A 17,739-nucleotide genomic window follows, 5' to 3' on the forward strand; every position below is an offset into this window, starting at 1 on the left:
AGCTCCACGCACCAACGTCGCCCCGGACCCGATCCGGGGCCCCGCTTTTCTTCGGGCGCGGCGCTGCAGGAAGCCGGACCCCGACTCAGTGGCCGGGGTGACGATGATGATGGAATGCCGCTCATCATTTCGGCCCCCGCGACAGGCAGAACCCTCACACCACGGATGCTTCCCGTCGTTCGCATGACGAGCGAGGAGGTAAGTAGCCAGCGCTCAGGCGTGGATGGAGGCAGTGGGGATCGTCAGATCGACTTCCAGCCCCGCCGGTTCGAAGCGCCGTTCCATCGAACCGTTCAGTTGCCCTTCGATAGCCATTTGCACCAGCCGCGAACCGAAACCTTCGCTGCCCGCCTGAGTTGCCGGGCCACCGGATTCGCGCCAGGCAATCTGCGTCGTTTCGCTGCCTTCGCTGCAATCGACGTGAATCGAGATGCGACCTTCTGGCGCCGATAACGATCCGTATTTCGCTGAATTGGTCGCCAGTTCGTGAAACACCAGCGCCAGCGGAGTGGCTGCCCGGTGCCCAATCGCGCAGTCGTCGCCCGCAATCGCCACCCGGACACCTTCGTCGGCATACGGTGCCATCAATTCATTCAGCAGCCCGGTCAGACTATCGCCTTTTACCCCCTCTATCGGGCGCACGAAATCGTGGGCACGCCCAAGAGTACGAATTGCTGCGATCAAATCTTCCGAAAATGCCGCCGCTTCCGGGTGCCGCCGCGCGCGAATCGACACCAGCCCTGCAACCACCGCAAAGATATTCTTGATCCGATGCGACAGTTCACGGGCCAGCAGATCGCGATTGTCCGACAGGCGGCGGTTGTCGTCGATATCGGTCATTGTGCCCGACCAGCGCACAATTTGCCCGCTTTCATCCTTCAACGGCAAGGCCCGTACCAGCATCCAGCGATATTTGCCGTCAGCCCGGCGCAGGCGATGTTCGTGTTGATACGGCTCACCGATTTCCCGCGCACGATTCCAATGTTCGATGGCGCTGTCATGATCGTCTTCATGAACCAGTGCGCTCGCCTCGCCGTCGTAGAATCCGGCCCCCTGCCCGGCATACTCGTAAAATCGCTGATTATAATAATCGAACGCCCCGTCGTCCGTGCAGGTGAAGGCGATGTCGGGCATCGAATCCGCCAGCAGGCGAAAACGCTCTTCGCTGATCTGTAACTGACGCAGCGACTCCAAATTGGAACGCCGCGCGCGCAGGCGGCGCATCACCGCCGCCGCCAGCACCTGCATCCCTTCGGCCTGCAGATCGGTCAGCCCATCGGGCCGCGCGACCCGATCGATCACACACAGCGCGCCCAGCGGTGCGCCTTCTTCCGATACCAGCGGCACCCCGGCATAGAACCGCAGATGCATCGGTCCGGTGACCAGCGCATTGTCGGCAAAGCGCGGGTCGGTTGTCGCATCGGTGACAACCATCTGTTCGGCCTGAAGCATGGTATGCGCGCAGAAGCTGACATCGCGCGGAGTCTCGGTTTCTTCCAGCCCTTCGCGCGCGACGAAGCGCTGCCGTTCCTGTTCGACCAGACTGACCAGAGCAATCGGCGCGTCGCACAATCTGGCCGCGAACCGGACAATTTCCGTCAGTTCGCTATCGCCGGTCAGTACGTCGATGCCATACGATGCCATAACGGCTGCGCGTTGCCCCTCGCCACACATCGTCGCGTCGGGGGCCAAGCCGGTTGGCCATGCGTTTTTTGCTAATTTGTCCATGTATCGATCCGGTGGTCGTTTTAGACTAAATCCGTGTACCTTCAATACAATTTCACTCGCCTGCACACTGCCCCCACCGCACTGATTGCCATTGTAACCATCCCTCGGCTATGCGGGTCGGCCAGAGGAGAGAGACATTGCGCGCGACCCCGGAGTTTGATTTTCAGCTTGGCGAGAATGCGGAAATGATTCGCGAAACCACGGCTCGTTTCGCGGACGAGCAGATCGCGCCGCTGGCGGAACGGGCGGATCGGGAAGACTGGTTTCCGCGCGACCTGTGGCCTGCGATGGGTGAACTGGGCCTGCACGGCATGACGGTGGAGCCGGAATGGGGCGGGCTTGGCCTGGGCTATCTCGAACATGTGATCGCGGTGGAGGAAGTCAGCCGCGCATCGGCCAGCGTCGGGCTCAGCTATGGCGCGCATTCGAACCTGTGCGTCAACCAGATCCGCCGCTGGGGTAACGAGGAACAGAAGGCGAAATATCTGCCCAAACTGATCAGCGGCGAGCACGTCGGCTCGCTGGCGATGAGCGAAGCGAGCGCCGGGTCCGATGTCGTATCGATGAAGCTGCGCGCCGATACGGTCGATGGCGGATATGTGCTCAACGGCACCAAGTTCTGGATCACCAACGCAACATATGCCGATACGCTGGTGGTCTATGCCAAGACCGCGCCCGAAGGCGGCAGCCGGGGCATCACCGCGTTCCTGATCGAGAAGGACATGCCCGGCTTTTCCATCGGGCAAAAGATCGACAAGATGGGGATGCGCGGCAGCCCGACCGCCGAACTGGTGTTCGACGATTGCTTCGTTCCCGAAGAGAACGTGATGGGCCCGCTCCACGGCGGGGTCGGCGTTCTGATGAGCGGGCTGGACTATGAACGCGTGGTACTGGCCGGATTGCAGCTCGGCATCATGCAGGCCTGCCTCGACACGGTGATCCCCTATATCCGCGAGCGCAAACAATTCGGCAAGCCGATCGGAGCGTTCCAGCTGATGCAGGCCAAAGTGGCGGATATGTACGTCGCCCTGCAATCGGCGCGCGCTTATACATATGCGGTGGCCAAGGCGTGCGACGCGGGGCAGACCACCCGCTTCGACGCAGCGGGCGCGATCCTGCTGGCCAGCGAAAATGCCTTCAAGGTCGCGGCAGAGGCGGTGCAGGCGCTGGGCGGTGCCGGTTATACCAAAGACTGGCCGGTCGAACGCTATCTGCGCGATGCCAAGCTGCTCGATATCGGCGCGGGGACGAACGAAATCCGGCGGATGCTGATCGGCCGCGAACTGATCGGGGCAGCGGGGTGACCGCCCCCATCCTCCCCACTAAGCTCGACCGCGAAAGCCCCGAAGCCAAAGCGCGGTTTGCGCATAACCGGGCGCTGGCCGAAGACCTGCGCGCCAGAGTGGCGGAGGCGGCGCTGGGTGGCAGCGAGAAGCACCGCGAGCGCCATGTCGCGCGGGGCAAGCTGTTGCCGCGCGAACGGGTGGAGCGGTTGCTCGATCCCGGTTCGCCCTTCCTTGAGATCGGCCAGCTTGCCGCCAACGGGATGTACGAAGGCGATGTCAGCGGCGCATCGATGATCTGCGGCATCGGGCGGGTATCGGGCCGTCAGGTGATGATCGTGTGCAACGATCCCACGGTAAAGGGCGGCAGCTATTACCCGATGACGGTGAAGAAGCATCTGCGCGCGCAAGAAATCGCGCAGGAAAACCGGCTGCCGTGCGTGTATCTGGTCGATAGCGGCGGGGCCAACCTGCCCTATCAGGCAGAGGTGTTCCCCGACCGCGATCACTTCGGGCGCATCTTCTTCAATCAGGCGAATATGTCCGCGCTGGGCATTCCGCAGATCGCCTGCGTGATGGGCTCTTGCACAGCCGGGGGCGCCTATGTCCCGGCGATGAGCGACGAGACAGTGATCGTCCGCAATCAGGGCACCATCTTCCTCGCCGGGCCGCCTTTGGTAAAGGCCGCGACAGGCGAGGAAATCAGTGCCGAGGATCTGGGCGGCGGCGATCTGCACGCGAAGAAGAGCGGCGTGGTTGATCATCTGGCGGAGAATGACGAGCACGCGCTGACTATCGTGCGCGATATCGTGTCGCATCTGGGCGACAATCCGCAGGCCGCCGCTGCCGTGCGGATCGAAGAACCGCGCCCGCCGCGATACGATACCGACGATCTCTATGCGTTGATCCCCGAAGACGTGCGCGCGCCATACGATGTCCACGAAGTGATCGCCCGGCTTGTCGACGGCAGCGAGTTCCACGAGTTCAAGGCGCAATACGGCAGCACGCTGGTGTGCGGCTTCGCGCATATCTGGGGAATGCCGGTGGCGATCCTGGCGAACAATGGCGTACTGTTCAGCGAAAGCGCACAGAAAGGCGCGCATTTCATCGAACTGACCTGCCAGCGGCGCATCCCTTTACTGTTCCTGCAGAATATCTCCGGCTTCATGGTTGGCGGGAAATACGAAGCGGAAGGGATCGCTAAGCACGGTGCCAAGCTGGTGACAGCCGTGGCCACTGCCACCGTGCCCAAGATCACCGTGGTGATCGGCGGCAGCTTCGGCGCGGGCAATTACGGGATGTGCGGGCGCGCCTATGCCCCGCGCTTCCTGTTCACATGGCCCAATGCCCGAATCAGCGTGATGGGCGGCGAACAGGCCGCCAGCGTGCTGGCCACTGTCCACCGCGATGCCGACAAATGGTCGACGGAAGAGGCAGAGGCGTTCAAAGCCCCGATCCGCCAGAAATACGAAGACGAAGGCAACCCCTACTACGCCACCGCCCGCCTGTGGGACGATGGCGTGATCGACCCGGTGCAGACACGGGATGTCCTCGCCCTCAGCCTCGCCGCAGCTCTCGAAGCACCGATCCCCGAACGCCCCGCGTTTGGGGTGTTCCGGATGTAGGCCGCCATTCGTTTGCCCACCGCTACACAATGCAAGCCGCACTGGCTGTCACGCATCGCGTGGCGGACGCTACTGACGCTCTACCGCTGGAAAGGCTGGAAAGTCGAAGGGCACCATCCGGATGTTGGCAAATGCGTCATCACCGGCGCGCCGCATACGTCGAACTGGGATTTCGTGTTCTTCCTCGGCGGGGTGCACCATTTCGGGATGCAGCCCAGTTTCATGGGCAAACACACACTGTTCAAATGGCCGATGACCCGGTTCATGCGCGATATGGGCGGCATTTCGGTCGATCGGTCGCGGCAGTCGAACTATGTCGGGCAGGTGGCGCAGGCCTTTGCCGAGGCGGACGAACTGGCACTGGTCGTAGCACCGGAAGGATCGCGCAATTCGAACGGGCGCTGGCGCAGCGGGTTCTACCATATCGCCCATGCCGCCGGGGTGCCGATCGTGCCCGGCTGGGTCGATCATGCAACGAAGCGCGGCGGGCTGGGTCCGCCGATCATGCCGACCGGCGATTTCGCCGCCGATCTGGCCAAAATCGCCGCATTCTATCGCTCGGTCCGCCCCGATTGCCCGCGGTTTGAAGAACTTGCCCGTCAGGCTATCGAACAATCGGGGCTTCACGCGGGGCCGGACGCACTCTAGATTGCGCCAGAACCATTTGAGCGGAGCCGAATCCTTGCCCTCCCCCGATGCGAGCCACAGCACCGAACGCGCGCGCTTTGTGGAAGTTGCGCGCAAGCTGGTCGAGCAGAACGGCGACGGCATCACGCTGGGCATGGTCGCCAGCGCTGCCGGTGTCCCCCGTGCACGGGTAGAGGCGCATTTCGCTGACGATAACGAAATGATCGATGCGATCGTCGAGACATGGTTCGTCGATCATATCGCCGCGATGGAAGAAGTGCTGGCCGCCGATCTGCCACCCAATCGCAAGATGTATGAATTCTTCGTCCGCCGGTTTCGTATCCATCGCGGCCGCTACCGCGCCGATCCGGCGACGTTCGAAGTTTATTGCGAACTGGGCGCGGCGCATTTCGAGCGGGTCGAAAGCTACGTTGATCTGGCCGATCATTACCTGTGCGAACTGATCGCGCAGGCACAGGCCGATGGGGCATTTCCGGGGCTGGAGATCGATCAGGCGCTGTCGCTGATCAACCAGATGGTGTTTCCTTACACTATGGCGGAAGTGCTGACTTATATGGACGACCGGCTGAGCGAGGAAAAGCTCGCCGCTATCGTCGATACGATGTTCGTTGGCCTGTCGGCGGCAAACCGCGGCGCCAGCGGGATCGCCCGGATCGCCGCTGTGCAGGGGCGAAGCGGGTAGCTTAGGGCGCAGGGCGCGTTGAGAACGCACGCCTGACAATCGCACTTAACAAGAATAGCTGGGCCCCGGATCAAATCCGGGGCGACGTTGTGCGATGCTATAGGTAGGTGCGGAGATGCGATATGCACGTACCGAACCGGTGCACTTCATTCGCCTCTCCAGTGAGCCACCTCCGTTGCCGTCACCCCAGCCCCCGAGCCGGGGTCCAGCTTCCGCTGTGGCACGGCCGAAAATTAACGGGGCCCCGGATCAGGTGCGGGACGGCTGACGGCGATGAACTCTGTCCCTAAGCCAAAGTCATCCCCTAGCTGCCGATGACTGTCACTCGCCCGCCTTTGGGCAAGGACCGCACATCGCCGCCGGGCAGTTGCAGCCATGCCTCCATCGCATCGACATCGAGCGGGCCGACAGTCGGTTCGGTTCCCTGTTTGAACAGCGTGAAGCCATCGCCGCCGGTCGAAAGAAACGAATTCATCGTCACCCGATAATGCGCGGCCGGATCGATCGGTTTGCCATCGAGGGTGGCGCGCACCACCCGTTGCCCCACAGGCTTTGCCGGGTCGAGCGTCATCGCAAACCCGTGCGAGACGGAGAACACCTTGTTTTCGCTGCTGTCGCCATACTGCTGTTCGAGCAGGTCGAGCAATTGCTGCCCGGTATATGTCATCGTCACCAGCGTATTGCCGAACGGCTGGACCGCGTAGATATCGCCAAAGGTCACTGTGCCATCGGGCGCCGGGCGCAGGTCTGCGCGGATGCCGCCGGGGTTCATCAACGCGATCTGCCCCCCTGCTTCGCGCGTGGCCGCCAGTTGTGCGTCAGCAATCAGATCGCCCAGCGTATTTTCCACGCCCTGCTTGAGCGCGGCACCGGACAATTTGCCCACCGGGCGATTGGTCGCGGCGCTCGCAGCCGCGGCATATTTGGCCACATAAGCGGCAATAGCAGGGTCCGGCGTATAAGTGGTGAAGGCCGGGTCCGCCGGGCGTCCATCGCCCGCTGCCGGGCTGATGCTCTGCACCGGAATGTTCTTCGCCTTCACGCTCACGACCGTATCGGTCGCCGGGTCGATATTCAGCGCGATATCGGTGATTTCGGTCCCGCCATAGCCGGCCTGCGTCACCAGAAAGCGGCGCGAGGGATCGACCGTAGCGAAATCGCAGACGTAACTGCGGTGCGTATGCCCCGACAGCACGATGCTGACCCGCGGGTCCAGCCGCTCGAGGATCGGCTTGAGATCGCCCGAGATAGCACCGCAGCCTGTGAAATTCGCACCCGGTTCGGGCACCAGTCCCTGATGGATTGCCACGACGATGGCATCGACGCCCTGCCCCGTCAGCGCACCGACCGCCTTGTTGATCGCATCGGCTTCATCACCGAAAGTCAGGCCCTTCACGCCCGAAGGATCGACAATCGATGGCGTACCTTTCAGCGTCAGGCCGATAACCCCCACTGCCACTGCGCGCGCGCCGGAACCAAACCGCTTGATCCCGTAAGCCGGGAATAGCGTATCGCCATCGGGCATCGTCACATTCGCTGCCAGAAACGGGAAGTTCGCGCCTCTGTATGGGTTTTCGACCGCGCATGGCTGGCGCAGCGTATATTTCTCGCACCCGCCCGCCTGCAAGCGTTTCAGCTCTCGCCAGCCCCGGTCGAATTCGTGATTGCCGACGGCGTTGAAATCGATGCCGATACGATTCATCACGCCAATGGTCGGCTCGTCGAGAAACAGCGAGCTGACCAGCGGGCTGGCGCTGATCATATCGCCTGCCGAAACCGCCATGCTGTATTCGTTCTGCGCGCGGGTTTTCGCCACGGCATCGGCAAACCATGCTGCACCCCCGGCATAGACGGTCTGCTTGCCACCGTGCCCGTCTTCCAGTTCGAGCGGCCGCTTGATCGGTTCGAGGTTGCCGTGAAAATCGTTGATCCCCACCAGCCGCACAGTCACAGGCGCATCAGGCGTCGGCGCAGTCGCCGTATGGGTGGGAACGGTGGCGCAGGCGGCGAGGCCAAGCGCGAGCGGAATCGCAAGGAAATGACGCAGCATTTCCTGCACCTGCACCGCTACGATTGCGGCTTCAAGACAAAATCCTGCTGCTTCCGTCCCTTGGCCGCTGACCTCTCAGGGAACCAGCACCCGCTGACTTGGTTGATTTCAATATGCATGGGCGGGGCATTCAAAGGAATTGCCTCATGGAACCAACACAAGGCACTGTTATTTCTTTATTATTGTTACTTTCTGTCGCTGCACTAATTTTGTTTGCTGTATATCGGTCCCGCCGAACTACCGGGCTACGCGAGCGGTTTGGAGATGCCGAATACGACCGCATACTCGAACACCGCGGCTCCCGAGCTAGTGCAGAGGCCGATCTGGTCGCACGTAAAAGGAGCGTAGCAAAGCTGGTGCTGCGCCCGCTCGACGCAGGCGAACGCAGACACTTTACGAATCGATGGATCGCCGCGAAAAGTCGCTTCGTCGACAATCCGAGACTCGCGGTTGGCGATGCCGACGCAGCGATCGGCGCGGCAATGGCTGCGTGCGGTTATCCGATCGGCGATTTCAACTCCCGTTACGAAGCACTGACTGTCAGACACAGAGAGGTTGCCCGCCATTATCGGGCCGGTCACGATATCGTACTCAAACACGCAAGCGGGGAAGCCTCGACCGGAGATCTGCGTCAGGCGATGATCCATTTCGAGGTGCTGTTCGAAGAACTGCTCGCCTATGGATACATGATCGACAGCAATCTGCGGCACAGAAATGCAAATGTCGCGTTCAATGCTGAGGCTGCCGCCAATGCGCCCGTTTCCCGAAAGAAAATAGCGGCGTTGGCGGACTGATCGATTCCGCGATCAGGAGCGATCCGAGCCATCGCGCACCCATCTTACCAGTTCTCGCGACGGTAATTTTTACCACAGGACTGTCCCCAAACCGGACAGCGACAATCTTGGCCGCGCATGACGGGGGCAAAAGTGTAATAATGGGATGTGACGACACCTTCATCCCAGCCCGCAGCAAGCCTGCCGACGCAAGCGATGCGCTTCCATTTCATGGATGCGGCACGCGCTATGTTCATGATGTTCGGAATACCGTTCCACGCGGCCCTGGCATTCACGGCGCTGCCGTGGGTAATCCATGCAGATCGCCACAGCGATGCGCTGAAGGTAGTGCCGCTGACTCTCAGTGAATTCCGCTTGCCGGGCTTCTTTTTGATCGCGGGCTTCTTCGCTGCCCTCCTGCTGGAGCGGCGCGCACCGCGCGAATGGATGGCAAACCGGGTGCAGCGTCTCGGTCTGCCGCTAATCGCCGGAATGGTGACGATCGTTCCACTGCAAAACATGGTGCTGAACCATGCGACAGGCAGCAATCCGCTCGATCATGGCGATTGGTCGCAGGGGCTGCTGTCGCACCTGTGGTTCCTGCCGGTGCTGCTCTATATGTGTGCGCTGCTGGCGGTCTGCTGGCCGATTGTCCGCCGGGCAAAGGTGCCTGATGTGGCTGTCGGGTGGCTGATCCTTGGTTATACCGCGTGGACGCTGGGGATCATTTACGCAGTCAATCACGATCACGGCGTTTTGCGCCCATTCGGTGGTCTGATCGATTTGGCAGCCGTGCTGATGTATGGCCCATTCTTCGCGTGGGGCGTCGCCGTGCGGCGCAACCCCCAGGCGTTTGCCCGGTTGCTGCGGCCCAGCCTTGCAATGGCAATTATTGGCCTGTTGGCTCTATCTTTGAACCTCGGGCTGCCGAACGACGGATCGCACTTCGATGTCGCGCGTGGATATGCACTCGATGCAATATCTTCGGTCGCCCTGGTGCAAGTCGCGATGGCCGCCGCTGCCCGGTTTCTCGATCGCGAATCGGCCACGGTGAGGAAGCTGGTCGATGCCTCGCTGACGATTTACCTCGTCCACCACCCGATCATTATCGCGCTGGTCGCACTTACCGCGGGAATGGCTCTGCCGCCAATTCCCGCATGGGCCGCGATCTGCATGATTACACTCGTGCTGTCCTACGGCATTCACGCCTTGCTGCGGCACAGCCCGCTGTTGCTCTATCTGTTCAACGGCGTGAAACCGAAGGATCGCCGGGCGCGGGCAGAGGGCGTTGTTGCCCCAGCTCAAAGCTGACCCGGTAAATTCGCCGCGCGATCAGATATCGAGATTGGCGACGTTCAGCGCGTTGTCCTGAATGAATTCGCGGCGCGGTTCGACTACGTCGCCCATCAGGCGGGTGAAGATTTCGTCCGTCACATCGGCATCTTCGACCTTCACCTGCAACAGCGCCCGATTTTCCGGGTCGAGCGTGGTTTCCCACAGCTGTTCCGCGTTCATTTCGCCCAGCCCTTTGTACCGGCTGATCGACAGGCCTTTGCGACCTGCGGCCAGCACCGCATCGAGCAGTTCGGACGGACGCGTGACCGCACCTTCGCGCGCGACGACGATTTCTTCCTCGCCATCTTCAGTCGCTGCTGCGTCGACATCCGCTTCCTGCTCCGCATCGGCAGCGGTGCGGACCAGTTGCGCCGGATCGGCGAAGGCATCGACCTGCTCGCCCGCCAGCTTGTGCAGCTTGCGCGCTTCGGCACTGTCGAGGAACTTCGCATCGACTTCATGCACATCGGTGACACCGCGCCACAGCCGGTCGATATGAACCGATCCATCATCCAGCATGGCGGCCGACCATTTGCCTTCCGGGTCGCCCATGCCGAGCCGATGAGCGGCCTGTGCCAGCGCGGCTTCGCGCCCGGCCCGATCAAGATCGGGGGCGAGTGCCCCGGCCAGTGCCATCTGTTCGATCACACCAGTATCGTACTTGCGCGGGATGAAGGCGAGCAGATTGCGGAGGCGCAATGCGTGATCGACCAGTTCGCGCAAGTCCGCACCCGAACGCGCGCCACCGCGCGTTTCCAGCATGCGACCGGCCAGCCCGGCATCGACCAGATAGCGATCGAGCGCGCCCTGATCCTTCAGATAGACTTCGCTGCGCCCCTTGCTCACCTTGAACAGCGGCGGCTGTGCGATGAACAGGTGCCCGGCCTTGACGATTTCGGGCATCTGCCGGTGGAAGAAGGTGAGCAACAGAGTGCGAATATGCGCCCCGTCCACGTCAGCGTCGGTCATGATGACGATCTTGTGGTAGCGCAGCTTTTCCAGATTGAATTCGTCGCGCAGGCCGGTGCCCATCGCCTGAATCAGTGTGCCGACTTCCTTCGAACTGATGATCCGGTCGAACCGCGCGCGTTCCACGTTCAGAATCTTGCCGCGCAAGGGCAGGATCGCCTGATACTTGCTGTCGCGCCCGGACTTGGCCGAACCGCCTGCCGAGTCACCTTCGACCAGGAACAGTTCGCACTTCGATGGATCGCGTTCGCGGCAATCGCTCAGCTTGCCCGGCAGGCTGGCGACGCTCATCGCGCCCTTGCGGCTCATTTCGCGGGCACGGCGGGCGGCCTCGCGCGCGGCAGCGGCATCGATGACTTTTTGAATGATCGCCTTGGCATCGGCCGGGTTTTCTTCCAGCCATTCGGTCATCTTTTCGCCCATCAGACTTTCGAGCGGCTGACGCACTTCGGAACTGACCAGTTTATCCTTGGTCTGCGAAGAGAACTTAGGATCGGGCAGTTTGACCGAAACGATCGCGGTCAGCCCTTCGCGCATATCTTCGCCCGAAAGAGACACCTTCTCTTTCTTCATCATGCCCGAAGCGGTGGCGTAGTTGTTGAGCGTGCGAGTCAGCGCAGCGCGGAATGCCGCCAGATGGGTGCCGCCGTCGCGCTGCGGGATGTTGTTGGTGAAGCAGAGGACGTTTTCATAGTACGAATCGTTCCATTCCAATGCGACATCGATGCCGATCCCGTCTTTTTCCGCGCTGACCGAAATCGGTTCCGAAATAAGAGCATCCTTGTTGCGGTCGAGGTACTTAACAAATGCCGCGATGCCGCCTTCGTAAAACAGATCGTGCTCAACCGCCTCTTCCCCGCGACGGTCACGCAGCAGGATGCGAACACCCGAATTGAGGAACGCCAGTTCGCGGTAACGGTGTTCGAGCTTGTCGAAATCGAATTCGGTCACGTTCTTGAACGTGTCGTGGCTAGCCTGGAAAGTAACGCGCGTGCCTTTCTTCAGGCCATCCTCGTCGCCGTTGGAAGCCACCGGAGGCGCATCGCCGCGCACTTCGAGCGATTTGACGGCGTCGCCATGCTCGAACCGCATCCAGTGTTCCTTGCCATCGCGCCAGACCACCAGTTCCAGCCATTCGGACAAGGCGTTCACGACCGACACACCCACACCGTGCAGGCCGCCCGATACCTTGTAGGCGTTGTCGTCGCTGGTGTTTTCGAACTTACCGCCAGCGTGGAGCTGAGTCATGATGACTTCCGCCGCCGACACGCCTTCTCCCTTGTGCATGTCGACCGGGATACCGCGCCCGTTATCCTCTACCGACACCGAACCATCGGGGTTGAGTTCGATCAGCACCAGATCGCAATGACCCGCCAACGCCTCATCGATGGCGTTGTCGCTCACTTCGAACACCATATGGTGCAGGCCCGAACCATCGTCGGTATCACCGATATACATACCGGGCCGCTTGCGGACGGCATCGAGCCCTTTCAGCACCTTGATGCTGTCTGCGCCATAGCCGTTCTTCTTCGGGGTGCTTTCGGGGGATTCTGCGGGGTTCTCGTTCATGGCCATCATATAGGCTGGCGGCGGGGAAAATCCAAAGTTTCCCGCCGCCATTTCCCACAGGTCTCCGCACATACAGTTTTGCCTGCACCCACTTGACCGCTTTCCTGCGCGCGGCCATCTGCCAGCCATGCTCTCCGTACTCGATGTCTTCCGTATCGGGATTGGCCCGTCTTCCTCGCATACGGTCGGCCCGATGCGGATTGCCGGGATGTTTATTCGCGCTCTGGGCAGAACGAGCAAGCTGGAGCAAGTCGCTAGAATCGCAGTCGAATTGCAGGGATCCCTGGCACTGACAGGGGTGGGCCACGGCACTGTCGACGCCACGATTCTGGGCCTCGCCGGATTTCGCCCCGACAAAACCTGCCCTGACGAAGCGGCGGCGACACTGGCGCGCATTGCCGACGAAGGCCGGATCGCGCTTGGTGACAAACATACCATCGCTTTCGATACGACGCGCGATATCGATCTGGCGGGGCATATAATTCCCAGCCTGCACCCCAACAGGATGAAACTCGCTGCGTTCGATGCGGCAGGCGAGCCCCTGCTCGAACGCACGTATTATTCGACCGGCGGCGGATTCGTCGCATCCGAAGCGCAATTGAAGCGCCCGCCCAAGGCAGACCGCGTCACCACCGGCACTGCCGTGCCGCACGATTTCGGATCGGCTGCCGAATTGCTGAACCAATGTGCCGGCAGCGGTCTGGCGATTGCCGATATCGTTCTGACCAATGAAGATGCCTATCGGCCGCGCGACAAGACACTGGCCGGGTTGGATCGGATCGCGCAGGCGATGGACCAATGCATCGAACGCGGCCTGCACCAGCGCGGCATTCTGCCCGGCGGCCTGAAAGTATCGCGCCGCGCACCGGACATGTGGGACAAGCTGAGCGCCAGCCCCCAATCGAACGAGCGCGAACAATTATTCGACTGGCTCAACTGCTATGCAATGGCCGTGAACGAAGAGAACGCCGCCGGGGGCCGGGTCGTAACTGCCCCCACCAATGGCGCCGCGGGCATCATCCCTGCTGTGATGCGGTTTTACTGCAAGACAGCGGACGAGAGTGCTTGCCGCGAAAGCCGCCGTACATTCCTGCTCACCGCCGGGGCAATTGGCCTGCTGTATAAACAGCGCGCCAGCATTTCCGGGGCTGAGATGGGGTGTCAGGGCGAAGTGGGCGTAGCCTGCTCGATGGCAGCGGGCGGGCTGGCGGCGTTGTGGGGCGCCACCCCGGCGCAAGTCGCCTGCGCGGCGGAAATCGGCATGGAACACAATCTCGGCCTCACCTGCGATCCTGTCGGCGGGCTGGTGCAGGTACCGTGTATCGAACGCAATGCCATCGGCGCGGTCAAAGCGGTCAACGCCGCGCGTCTGGCGCTCCACCGCACCGAAGCGGAAACGCGGGTCAGTCTCGATCAGGTAATCGAGACCATGCGCCAGACGGGACTCGACATGTCGACCAAATACAAAGAAACAAGTCAGGGCGGGCTTGCAGTCAATGTGATCGAGTGCTGAAACCCGTTCAGACAACGGGAGAAAGCAGACATGATCGCACGTTTCCTGGCCGGTGTGGCCGCACTCAGCCTCGCCATTCCTGCCGCTGCACAAGTTCCGACCGGCCAGATGGGCAAGCTGCGCCCCGATCAAAGCCAGTTCTTCGATCTCTACAAGGAACTGGTCGAAACCGACACCTCTCCCGATAACGGCAACTGCACCGTCGCCTCTGCTCAGCTTGCCACGCGACTGGAAGCTGCAGGCATTCCGAAAGACTGGATCACGCAGTTTTCCGTGCCCGAACACCCGAAGGACGGCGGGATCGTGGTCGTCTATCCCGGCACTTCCAAAACGCTGAAGCCGATGCTGCTGCTCGGCCATATCGATGTCGTGAATGCAAAGCGTTCCGACTGGGTGCGCGATCCGTTCAAGGTGGTCGAAGAAAACGGCTATTACTATGCCCGCGGCATTGTGGACGACAAGTTCATGTCGTCCGTGTGGGCAGACACCCTCATCCGTTTTGCCAAGGACAAGTACAAGCCTGCTCGCACCGTGAAGATGGCGCTGACCTGCGGCGAAGAAACCGATACGGCGTTTAACGGCGCACAGTATCTGGCCTCTAACAAGCTGCCGCTGATCGATGCGGAATTCGCACTGAACGAAGGCGGCGGCGGGCGCACCGATGGCAAGGGTCATCTGGTGGTCCAGACCATTCAGGTAGGTGAGAAAGTCTATCAGGATTACACTCTGACTACGACCAATCCCGGTGGGCACAGCTCTCAGCCCGTGCCGCAAAACGCGATCTATGAAATGGCGGACGCCATCGAGAAAGTACGCGCACACGAATTCCCTGCCGAATTGAACGACACCACCCGCGCTTTCTTCGCCAAGGCGGGCGCAATGCGTTCGGACGAACTGGGCAAGGCAATGGTCGCGATCTCCAAAAACGTGAACGACAAGGCCGCGCTGTCTATCGTCGATCAGGACAAGGCGATGCATTCGATGCTGCGCACCACCTGCGTGGCGACGACGATCGATGGCGGCCATGCCGTGAATGCCCTGCCGCAACATGTCGACGCGAACATCAACTGCCGGATTTTCCCCGGCCACACCCCGGCGGAAATCAAGGATACGCTGGCCAAAGTGATCGGCAATCCCGCTGTAGAGATTGCTTATCGCCGCGATGACAAACCGCTGGCCAAGGCACCGCCGCTCGATCCCAAGCTGATCGGCCCGATGGAGAAGCTGGCCGCGAAATATTATCCCGGCGTTCCAGTCGTGCCCAGCATGTCCACCGGCGCGACCGACGGGGTTTACACCAGTGGCGCCGGCATTCCGACATATGGTGTGCCCAGCCTGTGGGTCGATCCCGATGGCAATGGCACCCACGGCCTGAACGAACGCGTCGAAGTGAAGGCGGTCTACACCGCCCGCGATTACCTGTTCGATCTGGTCAAAGAGCTGGCGAACAAGTGACCGCTACCCTTTCGGCGGACACTATCGCCGCCCGGCTGAGCGAACCATTTGGCTCGTTCCCGCAAGTGCTGTCCGAGTGGGCGAGAGTCCACCCGGATAAGCCCGCACTGCGCGATGAACAGGGAGAGCTGAGCTGGGCCGAAATGGTCGAGCGGATAGAGCGGATCGCCGCCCGGTTGCAGGAAACCGGACTCGAACGCGGGCAATCGGTGGCGATCCTGGGGTATTCCAGTATCGCCTATGCTCTGGTGTTTCTGGCCGCTGTCCGGGCCGGGGGCGTGGCCGCCCCGCTCACCACCAGCGCCAGTGCCGAACAGCTTGCCGGGATGGCCGCCGACAGCGGCGCGCGACATCTGTTTATCGATCGTAGCAGGTTGAATGAACTGGGGCCGGATTTCCTCTCCCAACTCGATCGTATCGTGCTGGATGAAGAGCTGGATACGTGGATGGCACCGGTCGGGACCATTGCCACGCCGTTCGACCCGTTGGAAGGCGAGCCATTCAACATCATCTATTCGAGCGGCACGACCGGCATTCCCAAGGGTATCGTCCATTCGCACCAGATGCGCTGGCGACAATTTGCCGGCACCGGGAAGAGCGTGCTTTCACAGGGATTTGGCCCGGTGTCGCTGGCATCGACGCCGCTTTATTCCAACACTACGATGGTCGCATTCCTGCCACCGCTGTTCGCAGGTGGCACTGTGCGGGTAATGGGTAAGTTCAACACCATCCGCTGGCTGGAAGGGGCGCAGGCAGATCGCGCCGACATGACTATGCTGGTCCCGGTGCAGTACCAGCGATTGATGGACGAACCGCGCTTCGACGAATTCGACCTGTCGGCGATGAAGCTGAAATACTGCACCTCGGCACCGTTTTCTGCGGAGCTGAAGCGCGAAGTTCTGGCGCGAATGCCCGGTGCGCTAATCGAAATCTATTCGATGACCGAAGGCGGGGTCGTGTGCCTGCTCCCATGCCACGAATTTCTCGATAAGCTGCATACCGTGGGCCGCCCCGCCCCCGGCAGCGAACTGCTCGTGCTTGACGATAGCGACCAGCCGGTGCCCGCAGGCATCGCAGGCAATCTGGTGGGGCGCAGCGGCACCATGATGATGGGATACAGGAACCAGCCCGGCAAGACGCAGGAAGGGTACTGGACTCACCCTGAAACGGGCGAAACATGGCAGCGGATGGGCGATATCGGGCGGATCGACAGCGATGGATTCGTCGAACTGGTCGGCCGCGCAAAGGACATGATCATCTCCGGCGGGTTCAATATCTACCCCAGCGATCTGGAAGCCGCACTGGAGGCCGACCCCCGCGTGGCCGAAGCGGCAGTGGTGGGCGTGCCCAGCCGGGCATGGGGCGAAACGCCGGTCGGTTTCGTGCGGCTGGCATCGGGTGTCATGCAAAGCGATGTCGATGCGATCATGGCAGACGTGAACGCCGCGCTGGGCAAGACACAGCGCCTGTCGCGCCTGCTGCCAATCGACGAAATGCCGCGCAGCCATATTGGCAAATTACTCAAGACCGAACTGCGCGAACGCGCCGAAAAGCTTGAGGTAGCCTGACCACTCAATCCAGACTGTTCCGTTTTGTTGAAGAGTGAAAGCGGAGCGGCGGCATTTTAAGGGGGGAGGGGCGCCACCGCTCCGCTTCGTTTCGCTCGCTTCCAATCGGAGGCGAGGCGATGCAGGATTCGGTAACCGCAGGGGGGGAGGGGCGTGGTTACCGACCATCTGCAACCGGGCCAGGGGCCACAATGGGGGGAGAGGCCATTCCCAACCCGGTTCAATGGCGGAGATAGGGGTCAGCCCACCAAGAGACAAATGCGAAAAAGGCGCTTTGAGTTGCACTGAACGCAACAAAAAACACCTCCCCCTTCCGATAGAAGGAAAGGGTTTCTTTAAATTATGTAATTAATTTAGTGCATTATATGATATCAGGCCGATCCGCGATTGCGTGAAACTGCACGTCTCGTTCGAAGCGCAATCGCAGCGATGGCAAAAATGCTATGGCATTGTCACACGTCATTGCCGCGCTTATCGCGCCGGTCCCTGCCCTCGCCCCATCTGCATGGCAGCCTGGCGAACTGACAGGAACCGGTGCGTG

At 61.3% G+C, this 17,739-nt stretch carries 12 protein-coding genes; 9 read left to right on the forward strand and 3 right to left on the reverse strand.

The window, feature by feature from the left end:
- Positions 1–213: 213 nt before the first annotated feature.
- Positions 214–1,728 (reverse strand): PAS domain-containing protein, encoded by a 1,515-nt coding sequence (locus CV013_RS11125; protein ID WP_223805212.1) that lies wholly within the window; start codon positions 1,726–1,728, stop codon positions 214–216.
- Between the two features lie 137 nt (positions 1,729–1,865).
- Here CV013_RS11125 and CV013_RS11130 point away from each other — a divergent pair, with 137 nt between their 5' ends.
- From CV013_RS11130 to CV013_RS11145, 4 genes are read left to right on the forward strand one after another with little or no spacing between them, the layout of a single operon-like run.
- The gene (locus CV013_RS11130; RefSeq protein WP_102155652.1) at positions 1,866–3,032 is read left to right on the forward strand and encodes an isovaleryl-CoA dehydrogenase; all 1,167 of its coding nucleotides are present in this window, start codon (positions 1,866–1,868) and stop codon (positions 3,030–3,032) included.
- Positions 3,029–4,636, forward strand: coding sequence for a carboxyl transferase domain-containing protein (locus CV013_RS11135; protein WP_102155654.1), 1,608 nt, complete (start codon positions 3,029–3,031; stop codon positions 4,634–4,636). Before CV013_RS11130 ends, CV013_RS11135 begins: the two co-directional genes overlap by 4 nt.
- A 12-nt stretch (positions 4,637–4,648) precedes the next feature.
- Entirely contained in the window at positions 4,649–5,284 is a 636-nt protein-coding gene (locus CV013_RS11140) for a lysophospholipid acyltransferase family protein (protein ID WP_102155655.1), read from the forward strand.
- A 16-nt stretch (positions 5,285–5,300) separates the two neighbouring features.
- Positions 5,301–5,966 carry a TetR/AcrR family transcriptional regulator gene (locus tag CV013_RS11145; protein WP_123639910.1) on the forward strand — a complete coding sequence of 222 codons (666 nt, stop codon included), beginning with the start codon at positions 5,301–5,303 and terminating at the stop codon, positions 5,964–5,966.
- A gap of 304 nt (positions 5,967–6,270) precedes the next feature.
- Here the strand turns inward: CV013_RS11145 and CV013_RS11150 are convergent, their stop codons facing one another.
- Positions 6,271–8,016 (reverse strand): bifunctional metallophosphatase/5'-nucleotidase, encoded by a 1,746-nt coding sequence (locus CV013_RS11150; protein ID WP_190276481.1) that lies wholly within the window; start codon positions 8,014–8,016, stop codon positions 6,271–6,273.
- Between the two features lie 98 nt (positions 8,017–8,114).
- On the opposite strand from CV013_RS11150, the gene CV013_RS15565 reads away from it, so the two are divergent.
- Positions 8,115–8,810, forward strand: coding sequence for a hypothetical protein (locus CV013_RS15565; protein WP_123639909.1), 696 nt, complete (start codon positions 8,115–8,117; stop codon positions 8,808–8,810).
- 147 nt (positions 8,811–8,957) lie between these two features.
- Positions 8,958–10,100: an acyltransferase family protein gene (locus CV013_RS11160; protein ID WP_123639908.1), complete on the forward strand. Its 1,143-nt coding sequence runs from the start codon at positions 8,958–8,960 to the stop codon at positions 10,098–10,100.
- A gap of 21 nt (positions 10,101–10,121) precedes the next feature.
- Here the strand turns inward: CV013_RS11160 and gyrB are convergent, their stop codons facing one another.
- Positions 10,122–12,662 carry a DNA topoisomerase (ATP-hydrolyzing) subunit B gene (gene gyrB, locus CV013_RS11165; protein WP_102155961.1) on the reverse strand — a complete coding sequence of 847 codons (2,541 nt, stop codon included), beginning with the start codon at positions 12,660–12,662 and terminating at the stop codon, positions 10,122–10,124.
- A gap of 127 nt (positions 12,663–12,789) precedes the next feature.
- Here gyrB and CV013_RS11170 point away from each other — a divergent pair, with 127 nt between their 5' ends.
- Genes CV013_RS11170 through CV013_RS11180 form a run of 3 tightly spaced genes read left to right on the forward strand, consistent with a single transcriptional unit; the run spans position 12,790 to position 17,198 of the window.
- Positions 12,790–14,175 carry an L-serine ammonia-lyase gene (locus tag CV013_RS11170; RefSeq protein WP_102155664.1) on the forward strand — a complete coding sequence of 462 codons (1,386 nt, stop codon included), beginning with the start codon at positions 12,790–12,792 and terminating at the stop codon, positions 14,173–14,175.
- Positions 14,176–14,205: 30 nt separating this feature from the next.
- Positions 14,206–15,630, forward strand: coding sequence for a M20/M25/M40 family metallo-hydrolase (locus CV013_RS11175; RefSeq protein ID WP_102155665.1), 1,425 nt, complete (start codon positions 14,206–14,208; stop codon positions 15,628–15,630).
- On the forward strand, positions 15,627–17,198 hold the full coding sequence (locus tag CV013_RS11180; protein WP_223805211.1) for a class I adenylate-forming enzyme family protein: 1,572 nt from the start codon (positions 15,627–15,629) through the stop codon (positions 17,196–17,198). Before CV013_RS11175 ends, CV013_RS11180 begins: the two co-directional genes overlap by 4 nt.
- The last annotated feature ends 541 nt before the right edge of the window (positions 17,199–17,739 follow it).

This window comes from Tsuneonella flava, from assembly GCF_002870965.1.
In the GTDB taxonomy this organism is placed as follows: Bacteria; Pseudomonadota; Alphaproteobacteria; order Sphingomonadales; family Sphingomonadaceae; genus Tsuneonella; species Tsuneonella flava.

Coding starts and splice junctions, on each gene's coding strand:
- CV013_RS11125 (WP_223805212.1), bottom strand. CDS start 1,728: ATGGACAAATTAGCAAAAAACGCATGGCCAACCGGCTTGGCCCCCGAC.
- CV013_RS11170 (WP_102155664.1), top strand. CDS start 12,790: ATGCTCTCCGTACTCGATGTCTTCCGTATCGGGATTGGCCCGTCTTCC.
- CV013_RS11175 (WP_102155665.1), top strand. CDS start 14,206: ATGATCGCACGTTTCCTGGCCGGTGTGGCCGCACTCAGCCTCGCCATT.
- CV013_RS11150 (WP_190276481.1), bottom strand. CDS start 8,016: ATGCTGCGTCATTTCCTTGCGATTCCGCTCGCGCTTGGCCTCGCCGCC.
- gyrB (WP_102155961.1), bottom strand. CDS start 12,662: ATGAACGAGAACCCCGCAGAATCCCCCGAAAGCACCCCGAAGAAGAAC.